The sequence below is a fragment of the Amycolatopsis sp. PSD-21 genome, from assembly GCF_055561455.1.
In genome coordinates, this window is the sequence record NZ_CM145712.1 from 3,738,716 (window position 1) to 3,760,803 (window position 22,088).

Sequence of the window (22,088 nt, forward strand, 5' to 3'; positions counted from 1 at the left end):
ACCAGAAAGTGGAGAACACTGTGGGGAAGCGATTCAGCGGCAAGGTCGTCCTGGTCACCGGAGGAGGTTCCGGGATCGGCCGCGCCACGGCGGCGGCCTTCGCGCGCGAAGGCGCTCAGGTCGTCGTGTCCGGTCGGGACGGCGAGAAGCTCCGCCAGACAGTGAAGGAGATCGAGGCCGACGGCGGAACCGCCGACGCGGTGACCGCCGACGTGAGTACCGGCGCGGAAGTCGAGCGTCTCGTGGCCGAGACCGTGCGGCGGCACGGCAGACTCGACATCGCGTTCAACAACGCCGGTGTGCTCGGCAGCCCCGCGCCGGCGGCGGATCTGGACGAAGACGACTTCGACGCCGTCGTGCGGACGAACCTCACGGGCACCTGGCTGTCGATGAAACACGAGATCGCCCAGATGCGGACAGGTGGTGGGGGAGTCATCGTCAACATGTCGTCCAACATCGGCTCGCACCACCGCCTGCCGGGCATGGCCGCCTATGCCGCTTCGAAGGCCGCCGTGGACGTGCTGACCCGCACCGCGGCGCGCGACCACATCGCCGAGGGCATCCGGATCAACGCGGTCAGCCCCGGCGCCACCGACACCGGCATGTCGTTCCGGCCCGGTGAATCCGACGCCGACCGCGCCGAGCGGCTCGGGTCGGTCATCCCGCTCGGCCGGATCGGCGCGGTCGAGGAGATCGCCGCCGCCGTGCTCTGGCTGGCTTCGGACGAGTCCGCGTACGTCGTGGGGCACGACATCGTCCTCGACGGCGGCGCCAGCGCCTGAGCCTCAGCGGCGCGAGGGCAGCAGCTCCTGCATCTTCGTCTTGATCCCCTGCGTCACCAGGTGCCAGGCGTCGGGCTCGCCCTTCAGGACGGCTTCGGTCATGGCCTTCACCTGCTCGAAGGTGGCGTGCGGGGGAATCGGCGGCACCTCGGGATCGCACCGGACGTCGAGCACGGTCGGCACGTCGGCCGACAGCGCGACGTCCCACGCCTCGCCGAGCTGGGCGGGATCGTCGACGGCGATCCCGCCGAGGCCGACCTCCAGCGCGAAGTCCGAATAGGACACTTCCGGCAGGCTCTGCGACGGCTCGAACTTCGGCGAGCCGCCCATGGCGCGCAGTTCCCAGGTGACCTGGTTCAGGTCGCCGTTGTGGAAGACGCAGACGACGCAGCGCTGATCGGACCACAGTTCGCGGTAGCGGGCGATGGTCAGCAGTTCCGCCATCCCGTTCATCTGCATCGCGCCGTCGCCGACCAGGGCGATCACCGGCCGGTCGGGATGGGCGAACTTCGCGCCGATCGCGTACGGCACGCCGGAGCCCATCGTCGCCAGGGTCCCGGAGAGCGTGCCCCGCATGCGGCCGCGCATCCGGAGGTTCCTGGCGTACCAGTTGGTGGCCGAACCGGAGTCGGCGGTGACGATGGCGTCCTCGGGGATCCGCTCGGACAGTTCGTGCACGATCCGCATCGGGTTGACCGGGTTGGCCTCCAGCATCGCCTGGCGGGTCAGGGTCTCCTGCCATTGGCCGACGTTCTTCTCGATCTTTTCGCGCCAGCCGCGGTCGGTTTTGCGTTCCAGCAACGGAATCAGCTGCTGCAGCGTGCCCTTCGCGTCGCCGAGCAGGTTCACCTCGGTCGGATAGCGCAGGCCGAGGAACCGGGGATCGATGTCGATCTGGACCGCGCGGGCCTGGCCGAATTCCGGCAGGAACTGCGCGTACGGCATGTTCGAGCCGACGATCAGGAACGTGTCGCAGTCCCGCATCATCTCGTACGTCGGCCGGGTGCCGAGCAGGCCGATCGAGCCGGTGACGTACGGCAGGTCGTCGGGCAGGACATCCTTGCCCAGCAACGCCTTCGCCACGCCGGCGCCGGTCAGTTCGGCGACCTCGCGCAACTCGGTGACGGCGTTGCGCGCGCCCTGCCCGATCAGGATCGCCACCTTCTCACCCGCGTTCAGCACCTCCGCGGCGCGGGCGACCTCTTCCGAGGGCGGGATGACGCTGGCCCGCGGATGGTCGGGCGGGGACGACGGCACGTGCTTGAACTCGTGCTGCGGCGGCTGGTAGGTCTCCTCCTGCAGATCCGCCGGGATGATCACCGCCGTGGGCGCGCGCTGCGCGATGGCCGTGCGGAGGGCGCGGTCGAGCGCGTTCGGCAGCTGTTCCGGGACGTTCACCTCGACGAGGTATTCACTCGCGACGTCCTTGAACAACGCCTGCAGATCCACCTCCTGCTGGTAACTGCCGCCCATCGCGCTGCGCGCCGTCTGCCCGACGATCGCCACCACCGGCACGTGGTCGAGTTTGGCGTCGTAGAGGCCGTTGAGCAGGTGGATCGCCCCCGGGCCGGACGTCGCCATGCAGACACCGGGCCGTCCGCTCAGCTTCGCGTAGCCGACGGCGGCGAACGCCGCCATCTCCTCGTGCCGCGTCTGCACAAAACGGGGTTTGTTCCCCGCCGCGCCGAACGCGCTCACCAGCCCGTTGATCCCGTCCCCGGGATAGGCGAAGACCTGCTCCACGTCCCATTCGCGCAGCCTGGTCAGAACATGGTCCGCAACGGTTTCGCTCATGGTCGCCGGATACCGCCGCCCTCCGGCGGCTAAACGTCCTCGAGGATCTTGGTGATCCCGGCGACGACGTCCGGATGTCCGAGCGGCAGCGGCGGCGGCACCCGGTTGTACGGCTCACCGGTGCTGTGGGGGAGCACGTCCACCGCGGTCCCGGCCGAACGCACCCGTTCGGCGAGGTCGGACGATTCGTCCGGCACCGGGTCGACCAGCAGGACATGGGACGCGGAGCCGGGATGGCGTTCGGCCAGCCGCAGCGCGTCCGCGGCCGCGTCGCCGGCGGCCACGACGTCGATCGGCGGGCCACCGGGTTCCGCGTCACCGAGCACGTCTTCGGCCTGGCTGAGCGCGCCGTCGACCGGCAGCCTGCACCAGATGATCTGACGCTGGGCCGCGAGCGGGCGCCACGTCGCCGGGAGTTCGCCGTGTTTGCCCTCGCCCGCCGGGTCGAGGACCAGTAGCTTCGCCCCCTCGGAGCCGCCGTCGGTGACGACCGAGGGGCCTTCGGCGCGGACGGGATCGGATTCGGTGGTCATGGGCGTCTCTCCTCTAGCAGTTCGTGCGGGGGAGTTCGGGGGAATCCGTGTCCAGCGGCACCGAACCCGATCGTACGAGTCCTAATTGGACTGTCTGCCGCTTCGTCACCGCTTCGAGCGCCCAGTCGGTGGCGGTGCGCAGCCGGTTTCCCGGCATGGCCAGCAGGTGGTAGCCGCGGGTCACCGCCTTGGCGGCGAACCCGGAAAGCGGGATGTGCAAGGGGTTCGCCGCGGCCCGGCGGGCGCCGAGGTCGACGACGAAGCCGAGGTCGTGGTGCCGGTAGGTGCCGTGCGAGCCGTGCCCGAGGGACGCGGCGACGTTCCGCCCGGCGAGTTTGCCCTGCCGTTCGGCGTGCTGGGCCGTCATCGGCGTGTATTCGCCGGGCCGGGTCAGATCGGGGACGGCGGCCGCGTCTCCGCACGCGTAGACGTCGCGCCGTCCCGGAACGTTCAGCTGCGCCGTCACGACGAGCCGTCCCTTGGCCGTCTTCAGCCCCAGGTCCTCGATCAGCGGATCCGGCCGGACACCGACGCACCACACCAGGGTGTGCGTGGGCACGGATTCACCGGAGGTCAGCGTGACGCCCTTTTCACCGGCGTCGTCGATCGACGTCTTCATCAGCACCTCGACGCCGCGTTCACGCAGCACCTCGTCCGCCGTGGCGCCGAGCCGCCGGTCGAGTTCCGGCAGGACCCGCTCGGCGACGTCCAGCAGCAGCCACCGGATCTTCTGGTCCTTCAGCTCGGGATGCCGGGCGGCGAGCGCGGCGGTGAACGCGGGTCCTTGCGCGGCGACCTCCGTACCGGTGTAGCCGGCGCCGACCACGACGAACGTGCAGCGCGCGTCGCGTTCGGCCGGATCCTGCGCCGAGGCGGCGAGTTCTATCTGCCGGGTGACGTGGTCCCGCAGGTAGAGGGCTTCGGGCAGCCCGCGGAAGCCGTGGGCGTACTCGGGCACGCCAGGGATCGGCAGCAGCTTGTTGACGCTGCCCGCGGCGAGGACGAGACGGTCGTAGCCGAGGGAGTGTTCGCGGCCCTCGGGGTCGGTGTAGCTCACGCTGCGGTCGTCGAAATCGACGGACTTGGCGGTGCCGAGCACGAGTCGCACACCGCGCAACGTGCCGGGGATGGACACCGAAATCCGCCGCGGTTCGAGGATCCCGGCGGCGACTTCGGGGAGCAGGGGGAGGTAGAGGAAGTAGTCGGTCGGGTTCAGCACGACGACTTCCGTGTCGTCGCCGACCGACTTGAGGAGGGTCTTGGCCGCGTTGTAGCCGGCGAACCCGCCTCCGACGATCACCACGCGCATGGTCAGTCCTCCGTGGGCCAGTCGCCGGTCGCCTTGCGGTAGCCGACCGCGCCCGCCCGTTCGGTGGCGGCCTTCACCGCGCCGAAGATCGCGCCCTGCGCGGCGGCCGCGACGATCACCTGGGTCCAGGTGAAGTCCCGGTCGGTGGCCTCCGGTGCTTCTTCGTCGCCGCTCACGCGTTTCCAGATCTGCTTGAACGCGATCCCGGCGAGCACACCGCCCGCGGCGCTCACGACCATGCTGAGCGGTTTGTAGAGAACCTTGTTCACGATGAAGACCTCTTTCGCATGATCAGCCGGATGGTGACGAGCAACGCCAGGAGCCCGGCGAAGATCGGCACGGGGTTCGCGCGGACGACTTCGGTGCCCTGACGGAACTTCTGCGCCGCGGGCTCGGAGACCTTCTCGGAGATCTTGGCGCTCGCCTCGTCGACCTTGGCGTCGAGGTTGTCGTTGACCCTCGCCTTGACGTCCATCTTCTTGCCCAGCGCGTCAAGGGTCTCGGTGAGTTCCTCCCGCGTCACGTCGCGATCGGCGCGGGCCTCTTCGGCGTTCTTGGGGAAATCGGTCATGACCGCACTCCTTGCTTGACGGTGTCGACGTCCTCACGGACACCTTCGATGGCCTCTTCCGGCACCGGCGGGGTCGCGCTGGAGACCTCCTTCTTGCCGACGACGGCCGAAAGGCCGGCGATCAGGAGCAGGGCCGCGCCCGTCACCACGGCCGCCAGCCAGGCGGGCATCACCAGCGCGAGGGCCAGCACCACCGCGGCGATCAGGGTCGCCAGCCCGAAAAGCGCGAAAACACCGGCGGCGCCGAACAATCCGGCACCGAAGCCCATCTTCTTCCCTTTGCGCTGCAACTCGAACACTGCCAGCCGCATCTCGTCGCGGACGAGGTGTTTGACCTCGTCGCTGAGATCGGAAACCAGTTCGCCGACCGACTTCTCTGCGGCCGGCTTCCGGTGGGTCTCTTCGATCATGGGGCACCTCCTCGGAGCGTTCTGCCCGGCGGGTACCCGGCGACCCGGCCGGTCAATCACAGCGTGTTTCGCCCCGCTGAGCGCCGGGTAGCCGGGGAGTACCGGTTCGAAAAGCACCCAACCGACAGGAGGATGCATGAGCACGATCACCGAAATGGTGGACGTCGAAGTCCCGGTGAAGACCGCGTACAACCAGTGGACTCAGTTCGAGAGCTTCCCGCAGTTCATGGAAGGGGTCGAGGAGATCCGTCAGATCGACGCGACCCACACCCACTGGGTGACCAAATTCGGTGGGGTGAGCCGGGAATTCGACGCGACGATCACCGAACAACATCCCGACGAGCGCGTCGCGTGGACGTCGGACTCCGGTCCCGACCACGCGGGCGTCATCACGTTCCATCGCCTGAGCGACAACAAGACCCGGGTCACGGCGCAGATGGAGATCGATCCGGAAGGCTTCGCCGAGAACGTCGCCGACAAGCTCGGCGTGCTCGACCGCCGGGTCAAGGGCGACATGAAGCGGTTCAAGGAGTTCATCGAGAGCCGTGGCCACGAGTCCGGCGCCTGGCGCGGTGACGTGGACCGTCCCGGCAGCTGACCGGTGACCCGGGACCTCCCCTGGAAGACGGCGTTTTCCCGGGGGAGGTCCCGGGTATCTCTTGGGGTGAGGTCCATAACGAAGGGAGCGTTCCGGCATGACTACCAACGCATACGTGGCCTTCCTCGTCATCGGGGTGGCGCTGGTCATGCTCGACGGTCTGATCATTTACCAGAGCGGCAAGCGCTACCTGCGGGGTTCCCACGGCGATCCGGCCGCGGGCGCTTCCATGACGTGGCTCGTGACGGTGTTGTTCCATCTCGCGACGCTGGGCGTCCTGGCGTTGCTGTCGACCGTCGACATCGGGGGCAGCGACCTTCCTGGCGTGGTGGGCAGGCTGGGTGTCCTGCTGCTGGTGCTGGCCGTCGCCCACGCGATCACGCTCAGCGTGCTTTCGCGGATCCGTGGTGAGCAGGAGGCCGAAGCGGTCATCAACCGGCCGAGGCGCGTCGAGCCCGAGCAACAGGGCACGACGGTGACGCCGGTGCCCGGGCAGGACGGCCGTTACCCGGCCGCGAGCCCGTCCATCGAACAGCGGGCGCCGTACACGACGCCGTAAGAAATCGAGTGCTGGCAGGAGGTTTCGCCGTGCACGAGATCGATGACGAACTGTGGGACGAGTTCCATCGCGTGGTCAACATGACCTCGCGGGAACTGGCCGACTGGCTGCGCACGAGGTCGGCCGACGACGAGGACGAAGCCTTGCCGGACCAGGCGGGTACGCCGACCGGGCGGCATGTGCTGGGCATCCTCGGCAAGCGCAGGACCGACCTCACCGCCGAGGACGAACGGGTGATGCGCTCGGTCGTCCGGCGGGTCGGGGACCAGCGGCGTGACGACCTCGAACCGGTCGCGGGCGAGGCGCACTGGCGGCACAAGCTGATGTCGATGGGGCACGATCCGCTGAAACCCGTGTGACCGAGGTACGTGAAGGCCCCCTTCACCGCGCTGGACGCGGTGAAGGGGGCCTTCACGTACTTCTGGTTCTGTGATCGAACACGTAACTCGCGTGATCGCAGGCGTAACTCGCGTGATTGAGGCCGTATGTGAGAGTTACGCCTTCAATCACGCGAGTTACGTGTTCGATCACGCGAGTTACGCCTGGAAGGCGGCCGCTACTCCGAGAGCTTCCCGCGCAGCTGGTCCAGCGTCTGCGACAGGAGACGCGAAACGTGCATCTGCGAGATGCCGATCCGTTCCGCGATCTGCGTCTGGGTGTAACCCCCGAAGAACCGCATCACGAGGATCGCGCGTTCCCGCTTCGGGAGCTCCCGCAGGAGCGGTTGCAGCGCCTCGTGGTTCTCCACCAGCGCCATCTCGTGGTCTTCCTCGCCGATTGTGTCGGCGAGCGAGAGGGCCTCGGTGGCGTTGTCGTGGACCGGTTTGTCGACCGACAACGTCTGGTACGCCTGGCCGGCGAGCAGTCCTTCCCGCACCTCGTTGACTTCGAGCCCGAGGTGTTCGGCGAGCTCGGTCGGAGTCGGCGCGCGGCCGAGCCGCTGGGACAGCGCGGCGGTGCCCTGGCTGAGCGAGACGTGGAGTTCCTTGAGCCGCCTCGGTACCCGGACCGACCAGCCGGTGTCCCGGAAATGCCGCCGGACCTCGCCCATGATGGTGGGCACGGCGAACGAGAGGAAGTCGTGCCCGCGGCCGGGATCGAATCGGTCGACCGCGTTGATCAGGCCGATCCGCGCCACCTGGACCAGGTCTTCGCGAGGCTCACCCCGTCCGGAGAACCTGGTGGCGATGTGCTCGGCGAGTGGCAGGAGTTCGGTGACGAGGCGGGCGCGCACCTCCCGGCGGCGCGGGGAATCCTCCGGCAGCGACGACAGCTCCTCGAAGAGCGGTTCGCACTGGGCGTAGTCGTCCGCCTGCCGGGTGAGAGTCTTGCGCTCCCCACTCACCCGTCGCTCGTTCCCGGGGCCAACACGAGATCGATCGTCGTCGTGCCCCCTGTTTCGCCGGGAATCGGCTCGCACCGCGCCCGCACCGAGTGGGTCAAGGTCGTCAGGACGTGCCAGCCGAACGTCGTCTCGCTCGGCAGGAAAGGCCGGTTCGTCCGCGTCGAGATCGAGACGGCGATTCCTTCCGGTATCTCGTGAAAGACACAACAAAGAACGGCTCCCAGTTCAGCGGGCTGGACAAGTTGGGAACAGGCTTCGTCGACGGCCATCTTCGCGTCTGAAATGGCGTCCAAGCCGAAGTCCGCACGCGCCACCACACCATGGGTGAGCGTGCGGACGAGAGGGATCTGCTCCGCTTCGGCGGGAAGGCGGAGTTCGACCCGGTCGGACAGACCGTCCGACTGAGACCGGGTCTGGGGGGTGAGACCGCCCCGTCCGTGTGCATCCATTACGAAACCCATCCGTCCGTGGCCGTGGGGTGACCGCGGCGGTGCTCCGCCGCGTGACGCGTGATCAACGGCCCAGGGCTCGCTGAAGCTCCTTTTTGGACATCTTCGACCTGCCCTCGACGTTGCGTTGTTTCGCTTCGTTGTAGAGCTGGTCCTTGGTCGGGCCGTTCGGGCCCAGCCGGTTCCCCGACCGCTTGCCACCCCGCCGCTGAGGGGACATGTCCTCGAGGGACGTGCGGCTCGCTTCCCGGGATTCGCCCGCCTGGGCGCGGTTCTTGTTGACCGTGCGGGCGGCGATCTCCTCGGCCCGGTCGGTGCTCGCGCCCCGCTCCTTCGCCGAGTCCTTGATGTGTTCGTACTGACGTTCTCGTTTGTCGCTCCAAGCCTGCTGCGGCATCGCGGCTCCTTCCTTTCCCCGGTCAGGTACCCCGTTCGATTCGCCGGATAAACGTCCGGTTGAGCCCGGGGCCGGGCGGGTACGCGGGGGTCGACGCGAAGGAGGATCACATGCGCATCGGCTACACCCTCATGACCGAACAGGCCGGGCCGAAAGACCTGGTGGAGTACGCCGCCGGGGCCGAGAAGGCGGGTTTCGACTTCGAGGTGATGAGCGACCACTTTTCGCCCTGGCTGGACGAGCAGGGGCATTCGCCGTACGCGTGGAGCGTGCTGGGAGCGGTGACCCAGAGCACCGAACGGGTGGAACTGATGACCTTCGTGACGTGCCCGATCATGCGCTACCACCCGGCGGTGGTGGCGCAGAAGGCGGCGACCGTCCAGGCGTTGTCGGACGGCCGGTTCACCCTGGGGCTCGGCGCGGGGGAGAACCTCAACGAGCACGTCGTCGGCCGCGGCTGGCCGCCGGCGAACGTCCGGCACGAGATGCTCGCCGAAGCGGTCCAGATCATCGGCGGACTGTTCGACGGCGGCTACTTCAACTACAAGGGTGACCACTTCCGGGTGGACTCCGCGAAACTCTGGGACCTGCCCGAGCAGCGGGTGCCGATCGCGGTCGCGGTGTCCGGATCGCAGTCGGTGACCCGGTTCGCGCCGATCGCCGACGCGATGATCGCGGTGGAACCGGACGAGGCGCTGAGCCGGGAGTGGGACGCCACCAAACTCGGCCCGCCCAGCAGGAAGATCGCCCAGCTGCCGGTGTCGTGGGGTGAGGATCGCGACGCCGCGATCCGGCGCGCGCACGAGCAGTTCCGCTGGTTCGCCGGCGGCTGGAAGGTCAACGCCGAACTGCCGGGACCCGCGGGGTTCGCCGGGGCCACCCAGTTCGTCAAACCCGAGGACGTCGCCGAGGCGATCCCGTGCGGGCCGGACGTCGACCGGATCGTGAAACAGGTGGGCGAATTCGAGGCGGCCGGGTTCACCGATCTGGCGTTGATCCAGATCGGCGGCGACCAGCAGGAAGGCTTCCTCCGCTTCGCCCAGGACACGCTCCTGCCGGCGCTGCGGAGCTGATTCACCCCCGATCGGGGTCACCCGTGTTCAAACCCGCGAGCCGCGGGTACCAATGCGACACATCCTTCACAGCCAAGGGGGACAGATGAACAACGAACTCGGACTCCATCCCGTCCCGGACCTGCTGCCGGAAGGCCAGGACACACCGGAGCAGGAGGCGATCCGGCGCAAGGCGGCCATCGCCGTCGCTTCGCGGGCGAGGAGCCCCGAAGACTGCGCGACCCTGCTGGACATGCTGGGCTTGCACGACAGCGGCCGCAGCTCCGAAGTGGCGTGATTCAGCGGTCGCCGCGCGCCGCCACGAGATCCGCGACGAAGGCCCGATAGGCCTCGTCGCGGTCCGGCGCGCGCAGCACCGCCGACGGGTGCACGGTGGCGACGGCGGTGGTGTCGAACTCGGTGAGGTCGATCCGCTCACCACGGCTGCGGGTGATGCGGAAGTCGTCGCCCAGCAGCGCCTTCGCCGCCGTCGCGCCGAGGAAGATCAGCAGCTCCGGGTGGACCGCGGCGAGTTCGGCGTGCAGCCACGGACGGCAGGCGACGATCTCGGTCTTGGACGGCGTCTTGTGGATGCGCCGTTTGCCGCGTTCGTCCCGTTTGAACTTGAAGTGCTTGACCGCGTTGGTGACGTAGATCTTCCGGCGGTCGAAGCCCGCCTCGTCGAGGGCCCGGTCGAGCAGCCGCCCGGCGGGCCCCACGAACGGGGCACCCTGCCGGTCCTCCTGATCGCCGGGTTGTTCGCCGACCACCATGATCTCCGCCTTGCGGGAGCCTTCGCCGAAGACGGTCTGGGTGGCGTCGCGGTAGAGGTCGCAGCCGCGGCAGCCGGACGCCGCCGAACGAAGCCTGTCCAGATCCACGGTTTCCGGCGGATCCGCCCCGGGTGCCTTGGTCGCCATGGCGGCCGGATTCCCCGCCCGGTCGTGGGACAAACGGGTTACGCGCGCGCCGCGCCGGGTAGCCAACGGGTATGGCGATTTCGACCGAACCGGCCACCGCTTCCGTCCAGGACACCGTGCGTGTCGCGCTGCGGGTCGTCCTGCCCACCCTCGCGGGCGGGGTGATCAAACGGCGGCCGCTGGGAATGGCCGCGGCACAGAAACTCCAGTTCGACCGCACCGCCGTGCGGCTGCTGGGGCGGCTTCGCTCCCAGTACGGTCCCGGCCCGCTGCGTTTGCGGGTGCCCGGCCGCACGATCGACCTGGCGTTGTCCGGGGAAGACGTCGGCGAGGTGCTCGCCGCGGCGCCGGTGCCGTTCAGCCCGTCGACCAAGGAGAAGCGGGCGGCGCTGGGGCACTTCCAGCCGCACGGCGTGCTGATCTCCGACGCGGTGGAGCGTGCGCCGCGCCGCACGTTCAACGAAGAAGTTCTCGAACCGGGGAAGCCGCTGCACGACCTGGCCGCGCCCTTCGCCGCGGCGATCGCCGAGGAGGCGGCGTCGCTCTGGGACGGCGGCACGCTGGACTGGGACACCTTCAACGTGGCCTGGTGGCGGATGGTCCGGCGGGTCACGCTCGGCGAGTCCGCGGCGGGCGACGACGGCCTCACCGACGCGCTCGCCCGGCTGCGGAAGGACGCGAACTGGGCGTACGCGCACCCTCGGCGAGACCGGCTCCACGATCAGTTCCGTACCCGGCTCATCGGCCATCTGGAACGGGCGGAGGCGGGGAGCCTCGCCGAAGCCATCGCGTCGGCGGGCCCGTCGGGCGAGCGGACGATGGAGGTCGTCGCGGACCAGGTCGCCCACTGGCTCTTCGCGTTCGACGCCGCCGGGATCGTCACCTTCCGCGCGCTCGCGCTGCTGGCCACGCACCCCGACGTGCGGGAACGTGCCGACGAGGAGGTCGCGGCCGCCGACCTGACCGTGCCCGGTCAGTTCCCCTACCTGCGCGCTTGTGCCCTCGAATCGGTCCGGCTGTGGCCGACCACACCCGCGCTGCTGCGCGAGAGCACGGCCGAAACCGCCTGGGGACCCGCGGGGACCACGGTGCTGATCTTCACGCCGTTCTTCCACCGTGACCCCGAATCCCTGCCCTACGCCGACCGGTTCGAACCCGGGATCTGGCTGGACGGCAGCGCGGCGGCCAATCCGGCGCTCGTCCCGTTCAGCGCCGGACCGGCCATCTGCCCCGGCCGTGATCTCGTGCTGTTCTGCGCGAGCACGATGCTGGCGCACCTGATCAAGGACCGGCGCTTCGAGCTGGCCTCCGGTGCCGTCCTCGGGCCGGAGCGGCCGCTGCCCGCGACACTCGACAACTTCCACCTGAAGTTCTCGGTGGCCTAGTCTTCGACCCATTCGAGCAGGTCACCGGGCTGGCATTCGAGCACCCGGCACATCGCTTCGAGGGTGCTGAACCGGACGGCCTTGGCGCGGCCGTTCTTGAGCACCGCCACGTTCGCCGGGGTGAGCCCGACGAGTTCGGCGAATTCACCGACACTCATCTTGCGTTTGGCCAGTTCGACGTCGATGCGGACGACGATCGGCATCAGATCACCTGTTCCATGTCCGACCGCAGGGTGGTGGCCTGCCGCAGCAACGTGCGCATCACGACCATGAGCAGGCCCAGCACGGCCACGCCGATCAATCCCAGGAACAGCAGCAGCGGCAGACCCGGGTCTTCGGCGTTGAAGCCGACGTAGAGGAACACGCCCGCCAGCACCACCCAGCCGGCGAGGATCGCCCAGACGATGGCGTCGACCCATCTCAGGGACGCCTCGGTGAAGATCCGGTCCTTCTTGACCAGCGTCAGCAGTTGCCAGGTGGCGACGACCACGACCTGGACGCACAGCACCCAGAAGATGGAGACCGCCGTCGCGGGCCAGCGCAGATACGCCATCTCGGGGTCCTGCCGGGCCATATGCGCGAACTGCCCCGGCAGGGACATGGTCTGGAAGAGGACGAGGACCCCGAACAGCAGCACGAGGAACACTCGGAGAGGCGCGACCGCCCGTTGCCCTGTGATCATGCAACGAGTTTCGCGCGTTATCTATCGAAAGTCAATCGGTTGCTATCGAGTTTCAGTGTGGGGGTGGTGGGCTGAAAGCGTCCTTCGCCGCGTCTGGCGTGGGGGTGGGGCCCTTTGGGGTGTCGAAGCCCCTTTCGCAACCCCGCCGCCGACCCCGGGCGGAGGTCGCGCGTGGCTGGGCGCGGTGGGTGGTGTGGGGGTTGCGAAAGCCACTTTCGCAACCTTCAACGTTGCGAAAGTGGCTTTCGCAACCCCGGCTCACCCCGCGCGGAAGTCGGGTGCGTGCCGGTGCGGCCGGGTGCCCCGGAGGATGTCGCGAAAGCCACTTTCGGGACGTCAGACGTCCCGAAAGTGGCTTTCGCGACATGGCCGAGGGGCTCACGAGCCAGAGCGCAGATCGAGCCGCATCAGCCAGCGCGGCTTCCGGTCCGAGCGCGCCTTGGTCTCTTCCACGAGTTCGAACCCCGCGGCGGCGAACAGCCCGATGGTCCCGACGTGCGCCGCGGAGGAGTTGATCCGTCCCGCACCCGGATCGACGGGGTAGCCCTCGACGACGGGCGCGCCGTGCGACCTGGCGTAGGAGACCGCGCCGTCCAGCAGCGCGTGCGCCACACCCTGGCGGCGATGCCCGGCGCGGACGACGAAACAGATGACCGTCCACACCGGAATGTCGTCGATCGGCGGCATCGTGCGGGAACGCGTCAGGCGATGCAGCTGGGCGCGCGGGCCGACGCCGCACCAGCCGACCGGCGTGGCGCCGTCGTAGGCGAGGACACCGGGCGCGGGGTCCGCCGCGCAGAGGCCGCGGACGTGTTCGGCGCGTTCGTCGCCGCGCAGCCGGCTGTAGTCCGCGGGTTTCGCGCGGTAGGCGAGGCACCAGCAGGCGCGGTCGTTCCCGTTCGGATTGAGGATGGTCGCGACGTCGCCGAACCGGTCGGCCGTCGCGGGGTGGATCCGGAACGGGGGCATACGGGGACCCTAAGGGGTATTCGGGAAATCGCTCACCGCATTCGGCAGACGGCGTTGAATTTTCGTCGTGCGAAGGAATTCACCCGGCCGTAGTCGAGCCGTTGTCGCGCCGGGAGGCGTCTGCCAGGATGCTCGTGACCCGACCAGAAGGAGCGTTCCAGTGGCTTCCCGTCTCAATCCCTACCTCAGCTTCGCCGGCGACGCCCGGCAGGCCATGGAGTTCTACAAGTCGGTGTTCGGCGGAGAATTGACGCTGAATACGTTCGGCGAGTCCGGTATGGCCGGAACGCCGGCGGAGAACCAGATCATGCACAGCCAGCTCGAATCCCCGAGCGGCTACACGATCATGGCCTCGGACACGCCGCCGGGAATGGAGCACAATCCGGGCACCAACGTGTCGATCAGTCTCAGTGGTGAAGACGGCGAGGAATTGCGCGGCTACTGGGAGAAGCTCTCCGCCGACGGCACCGTTTCGATTCCCTTCGAAAAGCAGATGTGGGGCGACGAATTCGGCGCCTGTATCGACCGGTTCGGCATCTCGTGGATGGTGAACGTCGTTCTGTCCTAGGGTCTTCCGGCCCTGCCCGGTCCGTGCCGAAGCTCCCGACTTCCGGGGACTTGCGGCTCCGATCGCGCGAAACTCGTTATGCCGCCCGTGAAACCGCCGTTCTCCTCCCGTGAGGGTTCGGCGGTTTCACCGGAAGGCGGGCAGATGAACAGGATGGTCACGGCACTGCTGATGACGGCGAGTGCCGTCGCGGTACTGGGCGCTTGCGGGACGACGACGGCCGGGACACCGGTCACGGTGGTGCGGGAGATCGTGCCGCCGTCGACGACCACCGCCGTCGTCGCGCCGCCCGCCACCTCGGTGGTCGTGGTCGAGCCGCCGGTGACGGTCACGCGGGCGCCCTCCCGCACGTCGTGCCAGCGCCTCTTGGCCGAGGGATTCTCGTACACGTACGCGTTCGAGGCCTGGGTGAACGCCGGGCGCCCGTTGAGCTGGGACGCCGATCGCGACGGGTATCCGTGCGAGCAGTCGTACGGGAACCGGAACTAGAGAGGCCGGAAGCGGACGTCGAGCACGCCTCGCGGATCTTCCCGGCCGAGTCCGCGCAGGTGGATCGGCGCGCCCCCGGGGTTGTCGTACAGCCGGACGCCGTCGCCGAGCAGGACCGGCGCGATGTGCAGGTCGATCTCGTCGATCAACCCCAGCGCGAGCAGCTGGCGGCCGATGTCCGGCGAGAACACCTCGAGGTTCTTCCCGTTCGCCGCTTCCAGCCCGATCCGGACGGCTTCGTCCGCGCCGCAGTTCAGGAACGTCACCCCGTCCGTGGGGGTGGCGTCTTCGGGGTGGTGGGTCAGGACGAACAGCGGGCCTTTCCAGGCGCCGCCGTAGATCCCGCTCGGGTCGGGGTAGGCGTCCCAGCCGTCGCGGCCGCCGAGGACGGCGCCGGTGGTCGTGGCGTATTCGTCGATCAGGTCCGGCCTGGCGGTGATCCCGGTCATCCAGTCCATGCCATGCCCCGGGCCCGCGACGAAGCCGTCGAGGGACATCGTGAAATGCCACAGCACTTTCCCGTCGGCGGTCTGTGGTTCGGGCATCCCGGCCTCCCTGGTGCTTGCGATATGCAATCGGTCAGCCCACGATAAAGTGAGCGATGGTAGATTGCAACCACTTCTGGTTGGAGGTGAAGGGATGGCGGAACCCGCCCGTTCCGGCTGCCCGATCAACGCCGCGGTCGAGGCGTTCGGCGACAGCTGGAGCCTGCTCGTGCTGAGGGACATCATGTTCGGCACCCGGCGCTATTTCCGGGAACTGCTCGCCGGATCCGAAGAGGGGATCGCGTCCAACATCCTCGCCGACCGGTTGAAGCGGCTGGTCAAAGCCGGTCTGCTGACCCGCGAGGACGCCGGGCCCGGTAAACGGGCCGCGTACAGCCTGACCGAGGCGTCGATCCAGCTGGTGCCCGTCTTCGCGCACCTCGGGGCCTGGGGTCTCGAGCATCGTCCGACGACCGAGCGCCTGCGGGTCCGGGCCGAACTGCTCGCCGCGGGCGGGCCGGAACTGTGGTCGGAGTTCATGGCCGAACTCCGGGTCGTCCACCTCGGCGCGCCGGCACCGGAGAAGGACGGCCCCGGCGTGCTGCAGCGCCTCGCCGCCGCCTACGAAGCGGCCCTCTGACACCACGCCCCGTTGATTGTTCTTCCCGAATCAAGGGTTCCGGTCAACCCGCCCCCGGGATGTAGTAGCCCGCGACGGAGCGACGGGCTGGTGGGGAGAGGGAATGAGCTCAGCGGAGGGTGTTGTCCTGGTGATCGGCTGCGGGATGCGGCCGTACCGGGAGTACCTGTTGGCGTCGGCCGGGCGCCGGCATCCCTTGTGGTTGTTCAACGGGACCGAACCGACCTGGCAGGAGCGCTACATCACCGGCGCGACGGTGCTGGACACACAGGACCAGGACGCCGTGCTGGCCGCGGCCCGCGCGCTCCACGCCACGACGCCGGTGCTCGGTGTGGTGTCCTGGGACGAGGCGCTGATCGTGGCGGCGGCGCATGTCGCGGACGAACTCGGGGTGCCGGGTGCCGGGATCTCCGCGATCGAAGGCTGCCGTGACAAGTGGTTCAGCCGCCGGACGCTGACCGCGGCCGGCGTCGCGCAGCCCGATTTCGGGTTCGTGCACGACGACGAGCAGGCCGTCCGCGTGGCCGAACGGATCGGGTACCCGGTCGTGGTCAAGCCGCGCGGGGGCGGGGCCAGTATCGGCGTCAGCCTCGCGGAAGACGCCGATGCGGTGCGGAAGGCGTTCCGGACCGCGGAGGACGCCAGTTTCGGCGGCTCTCCCGCCTACAAGGGCGGGGCGCTGGTCGAGGAATACCTGAGCGGCCCCGAGATCAGCGTGGACGGTGCCGTCGTGGACGGCGAGTACACACCGATGTTCGTGGCGCACAAGACGGTCGGCATGCATCCGTACTTCGAGGAACTCGGCCACCTGGTCAGCTCCGCGGACGAACTGCTCGCCGACCCGGTCCTGCGTTCGACGCTGGCCCGGGCGCACAGCGCGATCGACTTCCGGTACGGCATCACGCATACCGAGCTCAAGCTCACCGGACGCGGGCCGGTGATCGTGGAGATCAACGGCAGGCTCGGCGGCGACCTGATCCCGTTGCTCGCCAAATTCGCGACCGGGGTCGACCCGGGCGCGGCCGCGGTCGACGTCGCGCTCGGCATGCGTCCGCACATCCCGCACGAGGCCGAACCCCGGTGGGTCGGCGTGCGGTTCGGCTACCCGAAACAGGACTGTGTCGTCGAGTCCGTGTCCGTTCCGGATACCTTGCGGAACAACGGGATCCTCGCCGCGGACGTGCTCGTCGAGCCGGGCGGGCGCCTGCGGCTGCCGCCGGCGGAGTTCATCTCGCGGCACGCGTACGTGATCTGCGCGGGCGCCGATCCCGAAGACTGCGAAGCGGTGCTGGACAAGGCCATGGCCCAGGTCCGGCTGACCGCGCACCCCCTGTTGCCTTCGGTGGCCGCCGGCGCCTGACGGCGCACCGGCACCGCACCACACCTTCCCAGCACTCTCAAACGATGGCGGAGCAAACAAATGGCGAACCGTGATGTCGAGCTGCTCGCAGTCGGAGCAGGACCGTCCAACCTGGCGCTCGCAGTGGCACTGGAAGAGCTCGCGCCCGGCCTGGCCCGCGAATCGGTCCTGCTCGAACGGGACGAAGAGGTCTCCTGGCAGCGGGGCATGCTCCTGCCGGAGGCGCTGTCGCAGGTCTCGTTCCTCAAGGACCTGGTGACCCTGCGCAACCCGCGCAGCCGCTTCTCGTTCCTGAACTACCTGCACGCCACGAACCGGCTCAACGAATTCGTGAACATGGGCAGTTTCGTCCCGTACCGGGTGGAGCTCGCCGACTATCTCAAGTGGACCGCCGACTCGCTGTCACTGGTGGATCTGCAGCGTGGCCGGGAATGTCGCGAGATCACTCCCGTGTGGACGGACGGGACGCTGACCGGCTGGGACACCCGGGTCGCCGACGGCGAGGTCATCCGCAGCCGGTACCTGGTGGTCGGCGCCGGACGGGACGCGCGGATCCCGGATCAGCTCCGGACGGTGAACCAGGAGCGCGTCATCCACAGCACGCAGTACCTGCCGAGGATCGCGAAGCTGCGCAAGGACCTTCCGTACCGCGTCGCGGTGATCGGCGCCGGGCAGAGCGCGGCGGAGCTGTTCAGCTCGGTGCAGCACGATCTGCCCGAATGCAAGCCGACCATGGTGATGCGTTCGATCGGACTGAACTACTACGAGAGCAGCAAGTTCAACAACGAGCTGTTCTTCCCGTCCCATGTGGACACCTTCTTCGGCTCGCGGCCGGAAGCACGCGAGCAGATGCTCAAGGAGATGCACCACACGAACTACTCCGGGCTGGCGCCGGGGACGATGGACGCGCTCTACCGCTCGATCTACCTGGACCGTCTGTCCGGCCGTTCCCGGCTCAAGATGATCACGATGAACGACATCACCGACGCCCGCGACGAGGGCGAGGAGATCGTGCTGGAGCTGACCGACCGGCGCACCGGCGAGACGCAGGAACTGCGCACCGACCTCGTGTTGCTCGGCACCGGTTTCTCCCCGGAGATGCCGAGGACGGTCCAGGAGATCGCGAAGTCGATCGGCTTGTCGGAGATCAAGGTGACCCGCGACTACCGGCTGGAGATCGACCAGCCCGCCACCGCGGCCGTCTACCTGCAGGGCGTCAACGAGGCCACGCACGGGATCGCGGACTCGCTGCTGAGCGTCCTCGCCCCGCGGGCCAACGACATCCTGCAGGACCTCCTCGCCCACCGCGGCGAGAACCCTTCGGTGCCACCGCAGCCGACTTCGGGGACCGCCCCGATCGCCGTCACCCGCTGACCCACGAGAAGGAAGAGGAAGTCATGGAGATCCGTCCGCTCGAGCGGGAAAAGATGGTCTTCGAGAACGGTGCCTACGGCCAGCGGCTGCTGCCGTGGGCGGCGCTGAACGCGCCGTTCGAAGGCGCCTGGGTCACGGTGCCGGCGCACGGCGCGACGGGTGCGCATTCCCACCACGAGTACGAGATCTTCATCGCCGTCAGCGGCGAGGCGGTCGTCGAGTCCGGGGGAGAGCGCCGCGCCTTCCGTCCCGGCGACATCGAGTTCCACAAGCCCGGCACCGAGCACCGCATCCTCAACGACGGTGCGGAGGACTTCGAGATGTACGCGATCTGGTGGGACTCGGACATGTCGGTGAAGTTCGCCGCCCGGCACGAGGCGGAGGCGTGAGCATGACCGACCAGCGACCGGTGGTGATCATCGGCGGCCCGCCGACGTCCAACGGGGATCTGCACATCGGGCATATCGCCGGCCCGTACCTCGGTGCCGACGTGCACCGGCGGTACCTGCGCGCGGCGGGCCGCGAGGCCGTGTTCGCCTCCTGCACCGACGACAGCCAGACCTACCTCGTCACCAGCGCGGCCAGGGTCGGGCTGACACCGCCCGAACTGGTGGAGCAGTCGACGGAGAACATCCAGCTCACGTTCAAGGCGATGGGCGTCGAGGTCGACGGCTTCTCGCCGACCGACGAAGGCTACAAGGCGCTGGTCTACGACTACGTCAAACGCCTGTACGACAAGGGGAAACTCCGGCTGCGCAAGGTGCGGCTGCCCTACAGCGAGAGCAAGGGCGAGTTCCTGGTCGAGGGTTTCGTCGGCGGTGGCTGCCCGACGTGCCTCGCCGACAGCCGCGGCGGATTCTGCGAGGGCTGCGGGCATCCGATCGACTTCGACGCGCTCATCGAGCCGTACTCGGTGCTCGACCCGGCCGACGAGGTGACCTACCGCGAAACCGAGATCATGGTCTTCCCGGTTTCGGAGTACCGCGAGCAGCTCCTCGCCTACTACGAGGAACGCGGTCCCGCGTGGCGGCCGCACGTGCTCGGCCTGATGCGGGAACTGCTCGCCGGGCCGTTGCCCGATTTCGCGATCACGTATCCGGTGAAGTGGGGCCTGCCGGCGCCGTTCCTCCAGACACCTGGGCAACGCCTCAACGCCTGGGTCGAGGGCATGCCCGCCTCGATGTACTGCACCGAGTACGCGTTGCGGCGCAACGGGAAGCCGAAGGTCGCCGACGACGACGCCTGGCTCGCGGAGAACGACGCGCGGGTCGTGGTGTTCATGGGTTTCGATCCCCTGTTCACCTGGGGAGTCGTCCACGTCGCGGAGCTGATGGCCCTCGAAGGCCGCTACGTCCTCCCGGACACCTTGCTGGTCAACGAGTTCTACGAGCTGGAGAACGAGAAGTTCTCCACCAGCAAGGGACACGTGGTCTGGGCCCGCGACCTGGCGGCCGAGGTGCCCCGCGACATCGCGCGGTTCCACCTCAACCTCACCGCTCCGGAGTTCGCGCGGACCAACTTCTCCCGTGCCGCGCTGGAGAAGGTCGCGGGGGAGCGGCTGGTCGCGCCCTGGAACGAATTCGCCGAAACCCTGGCGAAACTCACCGCCGAGGTCGGTGGCGAGAACGGCTCGCTCCCGGTGTCGACCGAAGCCACGGAACGCGCCGCGGCGATGGTGTCCCGGTTCGCCTTGAACTACGAGCTCGAAGACTTCAGCCTCAGCCGTGCCGCCGATCTGATCGTGCAGCACGTCGAACGCCTGCGCGCGGCGACGGAACGCACGCTGAAGGGCAACCTCGATCAGGAGATGCTCCGCGCGCGGCTCGGTGACCTCTTCCTCGAACTGCGGGCGCTGATCGGCTGTGCCTCGCCGATCCTGATCGACCTCGCCGAACGCGCCGCCGAAGCGGGCGGCTTCGAGCTCCGGATCACCGCGGACGCCTTCGACGTCACGCACACCACGTCCTTCACCGTGCCCCCACTGGAATTCCCTCCGACGAGCGAGGTCTGAGACCCCATGTCACTCGACAGCACCCTTTCCGCCGACGCGGTCCGGAGTTCCCGGCTCGCCGAACGCCTGCTGGTCCCGGCGGGCTTCATCACCACGGCGGGCAACGCGTTCCAGATCACCGCCGCCGCGATCCTGGTCTTCCACGCCGAGCAGACCACCCTGGCAGTCGGCTGGCTGTTCATCGCGGTGTCCATCCCGCAGGTCGCGCTCGCGGTCATGTTCGGGAAGCTGGTCGACAAGGTCGACCGCCGGATGCTGTGCGTGGCGGCCGACCTCGTGAGCGCGATGACCGCGTTCGCGCTGCCGGTGTGGCTGTGGATCGGCGGCCCGGCGAACCTCGGCTCCTACATAGCGAACTTCATGCTCGCGTGCACCGCGGCGCTGTTCATGCCCGCCAGCAACGGCCTGATCAAGGAACGGATCCGCGACGAGCGGCTCGGGAAGTTCAACTCCCACTTCGAGATGGCGAGCAACTCCGGGATGCTGCTGGCGTCTTCGCTGGCAGGCTTCCTGGTGATCTGGTTCGGCGCCACGCCGCTGTTCGTGTTCAACTCGCTGAGCTTCGTCCTCTCGGCCGTGCTGGTCTACGCGATCGGCCGCAAACCCGCCAAGGCCCCGGTGGTCGAGGAGATCACGGCCACCGACCCGTCGGTGCCGGTCGAGGTCCCCGTGCGGCAGCCGATCAAGCGGCTCGCGCTGCTGTACGCCAACGGCAACATCGGCCTGATGGTCGCCAACGTCATCCTGACGACGTTGATCCTGCAGACGTTCAACCAGGGCGCGTGGATGATCGGCGTGGTCGACGCGCTGGCAGGCGTCGGGTTCATCGTCGGCGCCGCCGCGTACGGCAAGGTCAGCAAACGGTTCAAGGGCATCCATCTGGCCGTGCTCGGCACGCTCGGCAACCTGATCTGCCTCGCGATCCAGCCCCTGCACTACATCGCGTTGATGGCGGCGATCCCGTTCGCCGGGTTCTGCTTCGCGCAGGGCCGGATCGCGGCCCGCACGCTGCTGATGCGGGCCAGCCCGGAGGAACGCGTCGGCCGGATCTTCGGTGGCACCCAGGCCCTCGGTCTCGGGCTCGGCGTCGGCGCGACGGTCGCGTTGTCCTCACTGGCGGACGCGACGACGGTGCCCTACGCCTTCTGGGGGCTGGCGATCCTGCAGGGTGCGATCGTGATCGGCACCTACTTCAGCTTGGCGAAACCGCTGTCGGCGCAGGAGAAGCGGCCGGCCGAGGTTCTCGAGGCGACCGCCGCGTAAGTGGTCACCATCGGGCCGAGAGCAACCCCGGTACGAGGACCTCACGACCGCACGCCCAGCGGAAACCTGGATCCGCCGAATACCCCCGAAGGACATCCGATGGCAACCACTAAGCGCGGCCGACATGCGGAGGAAACGAAAGT

At 68.5% G+C, this 22,088-nt stretch carries 29 protein-coding genes; 15 read left to right on the top strand and 14 right to left on the bottom strand.

The window, feature by feature from the left end:
- Nucleotides 1-20 precede the first annotated feature (20 nt).
- Entirely contained in the window at nt 21-782 is a 762-nt protein-coding gene (locus tag ACZ1DY_RS17700; RefSeq protein ID WP_465484993.1) for an SDR family NAD(P)-dependent oxidoreductase, read from the top strand.
- A gap of 3 nt (nt 783-785) precedes the next feature.
- Here the strand turns inward: ACZ1DY_RS17700 and ACZ1DY_RS17705 are convergent, their stop codons facing one another.
- From ACZ1DY_RS17705 to ACZ1DY_RS17730, 6 genes are read right to left on the bottom strand one after another with little or no spacing between them, the layout of a single operon-like run.
- Nucleotides 786-2,576 (bottom strand): thiamine pyrophosphate-requiring protein, encoded by a 1,791-nt coding sequence (locus ACZ1DY_RS17705; protein WP_465484994.1) that lies wholly within the window; start codon nt 2,574-2,576, stop codon nt 786-788.
- A 29-nt stretch (nt 2,577-2,605) separates the two neighbouring features.
- Nucleotides 2,606-3,109 (bottom strand): hypothetical protein, encoded by a 504-nt coding sequence (locus ACZ1DY_RS17710; RefSeq protein WP_257487555.1) that lies wholly within the window; start codon nt 3,107-3,109, stop codon nt 2,606-2,608.
- Nucleotides 3,110-3,122: 13 nt separating this feature from the next.
- Nucleotides 3,123-4,418 (bottom strand): NAD(P)/FAD-dependent oxidoreductase, encoded by a 1,296-nt coding sequence (locus ACZ1DY_RS17715; protein WP_465484995.1) that lies wholly within the window; start codon nt 4,416-4,418, stop codon nt 3,123-3,125.
- 2 nt (nt 4,419-4,420) lie between these two features.
- A complete protein-coding gene (locus tag ACZ1DY_RS17720) occupies nt 4,421-4,687 on the bottom strand; it encodes a DUF4235 domain-containing protein (RefSeq protein ID WP_126730762.1) in 267 nt (88 codons plus the stop codon).
- Nucleotides 4,684-4,989: a DUF3618 domain-containing protein gene (locus ACZ1DY_RS17725; RefSeq protein WP_126730764.1), complete on the bottom strand. Its 306-nt coding sequence runs from the start codon at nt 4,987-4,989 to the stop codon at nt 4,684-4,686. Before ACZ1DY_RS17725 ends, ACZ1DY_RS17720 begins: the two co-directional genes overlap by 4 nt.
- Complete coding sequence (locus tag ACZ1DY_RS17730; RefSeq protein WP_257487553.1) at nt 4,986-5,399, bottom strand: phage holin family protein; 414 nt, start codon at nt 5,397-5,399, stop codon at nt 4,986-4,988. Before ACZ1DY_RS17730 ends, ACZ1DY_RS17725 begins: the two co-directional genes overlap by 4 nt.
- A 136-nt stretch (nt 5,400-5,535) precedes the next feature.
- Between ACZ1DY_RS17730 and ACZ1DY_RS17735 the strand changes: the two genes are divergently transcribed.
- The 3 genes from ACZ1DY_RS17735 to ACZ1DY_RS17745 all read left to right on the top strand — a co-directional run bounded on the left by ACZ1DY_RS17735 (nt 5,536) and on the right by ACZ1DY_RS17745 (nt 6,915).
- Entirely contained in the window at nt 5,536-5,997 is a 462-nt protein-coding gene (locus ACZ1DY_RS17735; RefSeq protein WP_465484996.1) for an SRPBCC family protein, read from the top strand.
- A 97-nt stretch (nt 5,998-6,094) separates the two neighbouring features.
- Complete coding sequence (locus ACZ1DY_RS17740; RefSeq protein WP_126730769.1) at nt 6,095-6,556, top strand: hypothetical protein; 462 nt, start codon at nt 6,095-6,097, stop codon at nt 6,554-6,556.
- Nucleotides 6,557-6,585: 29 nt separating this feature from the next.
- Nucleotides 6,586-6,915: a DUF3140 domain-containing protein gene (locus ACZ1DY_RS17745; protein ID WP_126730770.1), complete on the top strand. Its 330-nt coding sequence runs from the start codon at nt 6,586-6,588 to the stop codon at nt 6,913-6,915.
- 197 nt (nt 6,916-7,112) lie between these two features.
- Here the strand turns inward: ACZ1DY_RS17745 and ACZ1DY_RS17750 are convergent, their stop codons facing one another.
- The 3 genes from ACZ1DY_RS17750 to ACZ1DY_RS17760 all read right to left on the bottom strand — a co-directional run bounded on the left by ACZ1DY_RS17750 (nt 7,113) and on the right by ACZ1DY_RS17760 (nt 8,747).
- Complete coding sequence (locus tag ACZ1DY_RS17750; protein WP_257487550.1) at nt 7,113-7,901, bottom strand: SigB/SigF/SigG family RNA polymerase sigma factor; 789 nt, start codon at nt 7,899-7,901, stop codon at nt 7,113-7,115.
- A complete protein-coding gene (locus ACZ1DY_RS17755; RefSeq protein ID WP_225949858.1) occupies nt 7,898-8,215 on the bottom strand; it encodes an ATP-binding protein in 318 nt (105 codons plus the stop codon). Before ACZ1DY_RS17755 ends, ACZ1DY_RS17750 begins: the two co-directional genes overlap by 4 nt.
- A 199-nt stretch (nt 8,216-8,414) precedes the next feature.
- Nucleotides 8,415-8,747 carry a plasmid stabilization protein gene (locus tag ACZ1DY_RS17760; RefSeq protein WP_126730776.1) on the bottom strand — a complete coding sequence of 111 codons (333 nt, stop codon included), beginning with the start codon at nt 8,745-8,747 and terminating at the stop codon, nt 8,415-8,417.
- 110 nt (nt 8,748-8,857) lie between these two features.
- Here ACZ1DY_RS17760 and ACZ1DY_RS17765 point away from each other — a divergent pair, with 110 nt between their 5' ends.
- Both ACZ1DY_RS17765 and ACZ1DY_RS17770 read left to right on the top strand, forming a co-directional pair.
- Nucleotides 8,858-9,820, top strand: a complete 963-nt coding sequence (locus ACZ1DY_RS17765; protein ID WP_257487549.1) for a TIGR03557 family F420-dependent LLM class oxidoreductase — start codon at nt 8,858-8,860, stop codon at nt 9,818-9,820.
- Nucleotides 9,821-9,905: 85 nt separating this feature from the next.
- Nucleotides 9,906-10,097, top strand: a complete 192-nt coding sequence (locus tag ACZ1DY_RS17770) for a hypothetical protein (protein WP_126730779.1) — start codon at nt 9,906-9,908, stop codon at nt 10,095-10,097.
- A gap of 1 nt (nt 10,098) precedes the next feature.
- On the opposite strand, the gene ACZ1DY_RS17775 is transcribed toward ACZ1DY_RS17770, so the two are convergent.
- Entirely contained in the window at nt 10,099-10,719 is a 621-nt protein-coding gene (locus ACZ1DY_RS17775; protein ID WP_465484997.1) for a UdgX family uracil-DNA binding protein, read from the bottom strand.
- A 71-nt stretch (nt 10,720-10,790) separates the two neighbouring features.
- Between ACZ1DY_RS17775 and ACZ1DY_RS17780 the strand changes: the two genes are divergently transcribed.
- On the top strand, nt 10,791-12,104 hold the full coding sequence (locus ACZ1DY_RS17780; RefSeq protein WP_465484998.1) for a cytochrome P450: 1,314 nt from the start codon (nt 10,791-10,793) through the stop codon (nt 12,102-12,104).
- On the opposite strand, the gene ACZ1DY_RS17785 is transcribed toward ACZ1DY_RS17780, so the two are convergent.
- The 3 genes from ACZ1DY_RS17785 to ACZ1DY_RS17795 all read right to left on the bottom strand — a co-directional run bounded on the left by ACZ1DY_RS17785 (nt 12,101) and on the right by ACZ1DY_RS17795 (nt 13,755).
- Nucleotides 12,101-12,307 carry a helix-turn-helix domain-containing protein gene (locus ACZ1DY_RS17785; RefSeq protein ID WP_034319648.1) on the bottom strand — a complete coding sequence of 69 codons (207 nt, stop codon included), beginning with the start codon at nt 12,305-12,307 and terminating at the stop codon, nt 12,101-12,103. The genes ACZ1DY_RS17780 and ACZ1DY_RS17785 overlap by 4 nt on opposite strands.
- A complete protein-coding gene (locus tag ACZ1DY_RS17790) occupies nt 12,307-12,786 on the bottom strand; it encodes a DUF2975 domain-containing protein (protein ID WP_192745050.1) in 480 nt (159 codons plus the stop codon). Before ACZ1DY_RS17790 ends, ACZ1DY_RS17785 begins: the two co-directional genes overlap by 1 nt.
- A 378-nt stretch (nt 12,787-13,164) precedes the next feature.
- Nucleotides 13,165-13,755, bottom strand: a complete 591-nt coding sequence (locus tag ACZ1DY_RS17795) for a GNAT family N-acetyltransferase (protein WP_465484999.1) — start codon at nt 13,753-13,755, stop codon at nt 13,165-13,167.
- A 160-nt stretch (nt 13,756-13,915) separates the two neighbouring features.
- On the opposite strand from ACZ1DY_RS17795, the gene ACZ1DY_RS17800 reads away from it, so the two are divergent.
- Complete coding sequence (locus ACZ1DY_RS17800; RefSeq protein WP_465485000.1) at nt 13,916-14,323, top strand: VOC family protein; 408 nt, start codon at nt 13,916-13,918, stop codon at nt 14,321-14,323.
- A gap of 144 nt (nt 14,324-14,467) precedes the next feature.
- A complete protein-coding gene (locus ACZ1DY_RS17805; protein WP_257487545.1) occupies nt 14,468-14,812 on the top strand; it encodes a hypothetical protein in 345 nt (114 codons plus the stop codon).
- On the opposite strand, the gene ACZ1DY_RS17810 is transcribed toward ACZ1DY_RS17805, so the two are convergent.
- A complete protein-coding gene (locus tag ACZ1DY_RS17810) occupies nt 14,809-15,357 on the bottom strand; it encodes a dihydrofolate reductase family protein (RefSeq protein ID WP_257487544.1) in 549 nt (182 codons plus the stop codon). The genes ACZ1DY_RS17805 and ACZ1DY_RS17810 overlap by 4 nt on opposite strands.
- Nucleotides 15,358-15,451: 94 nt before the next feature.
- On the opposite strand from ACZ1DY_RS17810, the gene ACZ1DY_RS17815 reads away from it, so the two are divergent.
- The 6 genes from ACZ1DY_RS17815 (at nt 15,452) to ACZ1DY_RS17840 (ending at nt 21,945) form a co-directional block, all read left to right on the top strand.
- Nucleotides 15,452-15,937 (top strand): winged helix-turn-helix transcriptional regulator, encoded by a 486-nt coding sequence (locus ACZ1DY_RS17815; protein WP_192745046.1) that lies wholly within the window; start codon nt 15,452-15,454, stop codon nt 15,935-15,937.
- 103 nt (nt 15,938-16,040) lie between these two features.
- A complete protein-coding gene (locus ACZ1DY_RS17820; protein WP_465485001.1) occupies nt 16,041-17,297 on the top strand; it encodes an ATP-grasp domain-containing protein in 1,257 nt (418 codons plus the stop codon).
- A gap of 60 nt (nt 17,298-17,357) precedes the next feature.
- Nucleotides 17,358-18,671 (top strand): lysine N(6)-hydroxylase/L-ornithine N(5)-oxygenase family protein, encoded by a 1,314-nt coding sequence (locus ACZ1DY_RS17825; RefSeq protein WP_465485002.1) that lies wholly within the window; start codon nt 17,358-17,360, stop codon nt 18,669-18,671.
- Nucleotides 18,672-18,694: 23 nt separating this feature from the next.
- Nucleotides 18,695-19,060: a cupin domain-containing protein gene (locus ACZ1DY_RS17830; RefSeq protein ID WP_257487541.1), complete on the top strand. Its 366-nt coding sequence runs from the start codon at nt 18,695-18,697 to the stop codon at nt 19,058-19,060.
- A 2-nt stretch (nt 19,061-19,062) separates the two neighbouring features.
- On the top strand, nt 19,063-20,682 hold the full coding sequence (locus tag ACZ1DY_RS17835; protein ID WP_465485003.1) for a class I tRNA ligase family protein: 1,620 nt from the start codon (nt 19,063-19,065) through the stop codon (nt 20,680-20,682).
- 6 nt (nt 20,683-20,688) lie between these two features.
- Nucleotides 20,689-21,945: an MFS transporter gene (locus tag ACZ1DY_RS17840; RefSeq protein ID WP_465485004.1), complete on the top strand. Its 1,257-nt coding sequence runs from the start codon at nt 20,689-20,691 to the stop codon at nt 21,943-21,945.
- Nucleotides 21,946-22,088: the final 143 nt, after the last annotated feature.

Bases quoted from the DNA above. Each gene is read 5' to 3' on its own strand.
- ACZ1DY_RS17830 (WP_257487541.1), top strand. From the start codon at position 18,695: ATGGAGATCCGTCCGCTCGAGCGGGAAAAGATGGTCTTCGAGAACGGT.
- ACZ1DY_RS17760 (WP_126730776.1), bottom strand. From the start codon at position 8,747: ATGCCGCAGCAGGCTTGGAGCGACAAACGAGAACGTCAGTACGAACAC.
- ACZ1DY_RS17835 (WP_465485003.1), top strand. From the start codon at position 19,063: ATGACCGACCAGCGACCGGTGGTGATCATCGGCGGCCCGCCGACGTCC.
- ACZ1DY_RS17810 (WP_257487544.1), bottom strand. From the start codon at position 15,357: ATGCCCGAACCACAGACCGCCGACGGGAAAGTGCTGTGGCATTTCACG.
- ACZ1DY_RS17770 (WP_126730779.1), top strand. From the start codon at position 9,906: ATGAACAACGAACTCGGACTCCATCCCGTCCCGGACCTGCTGCCGGAA.
- ACZ1DY_RS17825 (WP_465485002.1), top strand. From the start codon at position 17,358: ATGGCGAACCGTGATGTCGAGCTGCTCGCAGTCGGAGCAGGACCGTCC.
- ACZ1DY_RS17740 (WP_126730769.1), top strand. From the start codon at position 6,095: ATGACTACCAACGCATACGTGGCCTTCCTCGTCATCGGGGTGGCGCTG.
- ACZ1DY_RS17790 (WP_192745050.1), bottom strand. From the start codon at position 12,786: ATGATCACAGGGCAACGGGCGGTCGCGCCTCTCCGAGTGTTCCTCGTG.
- ACZ1DY_RS17780 (WP_465484998.1), top strand. From the start codon at position 10,791: ATGGCGATTTCGACCGAACCGGCCACCGCTTCCGTCCAGGACACCGTG.
- ACZ1DY_RS17715 (WP_465484995.1), bottom strand. From the start codon at position 4,418: ATGCGCGTGGTGATCGTCGGAGGCGGGTTCGCCGGCTACAACGCGGCC.
- ACZ1DY_RS17775 (WP_465484997.1), bottom strand. From the start codon at position 10,719: ATGGCGACCAAGGCACCCGGGGCGGATCCGCCGGAAACCGTGGATCTG.
- ACZ1DY_RS17795 (WP_465484999.1), bottom strand. From the start codon at position 13,755: ATGCCCCCGTTCCGGATCCACCCCGCGACGGCCGACCGGTTCGGCGAC.
- ACZ1DY_RS17710 (WP_257487555.1), bottom strand. From the start codon at position 3,109: ATGACCACCGAATCCGATCCCGTCCGCGCCGAAGGCCCCTCGGTCGTC.
- ACZ1DY_RS17725 (WP_126730764.1), bottom strand. From the start codon at position 4,989: ATGACCGATTTCCCCAAGAACGCCGAAGAGGCCCGCGCCGATCGCGAC.
- ACZ1DY_RS17735 (WP_465484996.1), top strand. From the start codon at position 5,536: ATGAGCACGATCACCGAAATGGTGGACGTCGAAGTCCCGGTGAAGACC.
- ACZ1DY_RS17730 (WP_257487553.1), bottom strand. From the start codon at position 5,399: ATGATCGAAGAGACCCACCGGAAGCCGGCCGCAGAGAAGTCGGTCGGC.
- ACZ1DY_RS17815 (WP_192745046.1), top strand. From the start codon at position 15,452: ATGGCGGAACCCGCCCGTTCCGGCTGCCCGATCAACGCCGCGGTCGAG.
- ACZ1DY_RS17765 (WP_257487549.1), top strand. From the start codon at position 8,858: ATGCGCATCGGCTACACCCTCATGACCGAACAGGCCGGGCCGAAAGAC.
- ACZ1DY_RS17785 (WP_034319648.1), bottom strand. From the start codon at position 12,307: ATGCCGATCGTCGTCCGCATCGACGTCGAACTGGCCAAACGCAAGATG.
- ACZ1DY_RS17840 (WP_465485004.1), top strand. From the start codon at position 20,689: ATGTCACTCGACAGCACCCTTTCCGCCGACGCGGTCCGGAGTTCCCGG.
- ACZ1DY_RS17805 (WP_257487545.1), top strand. From the start codon at position 14,468: ATGAACAGGATGGTCACGGCACTGCTGATGACGGCGAGTGCCGTCGCG.
- ACZ1DY_RS17705 (WP_465484994.1), bottom strand. From the start codon at position 2,576: ATGAGCGAAACCGTTGCGGACCATGTTCTGACCAGGCTGCGCGAATGG.
- ACZ1DY_RS17820 (WP_465485001.1), top strand. From the start codon at position 16,041: ATGAGCTCAGCGGAGGGTGTTGTCCTGGTGATCGGCTGCGGGATGCGG.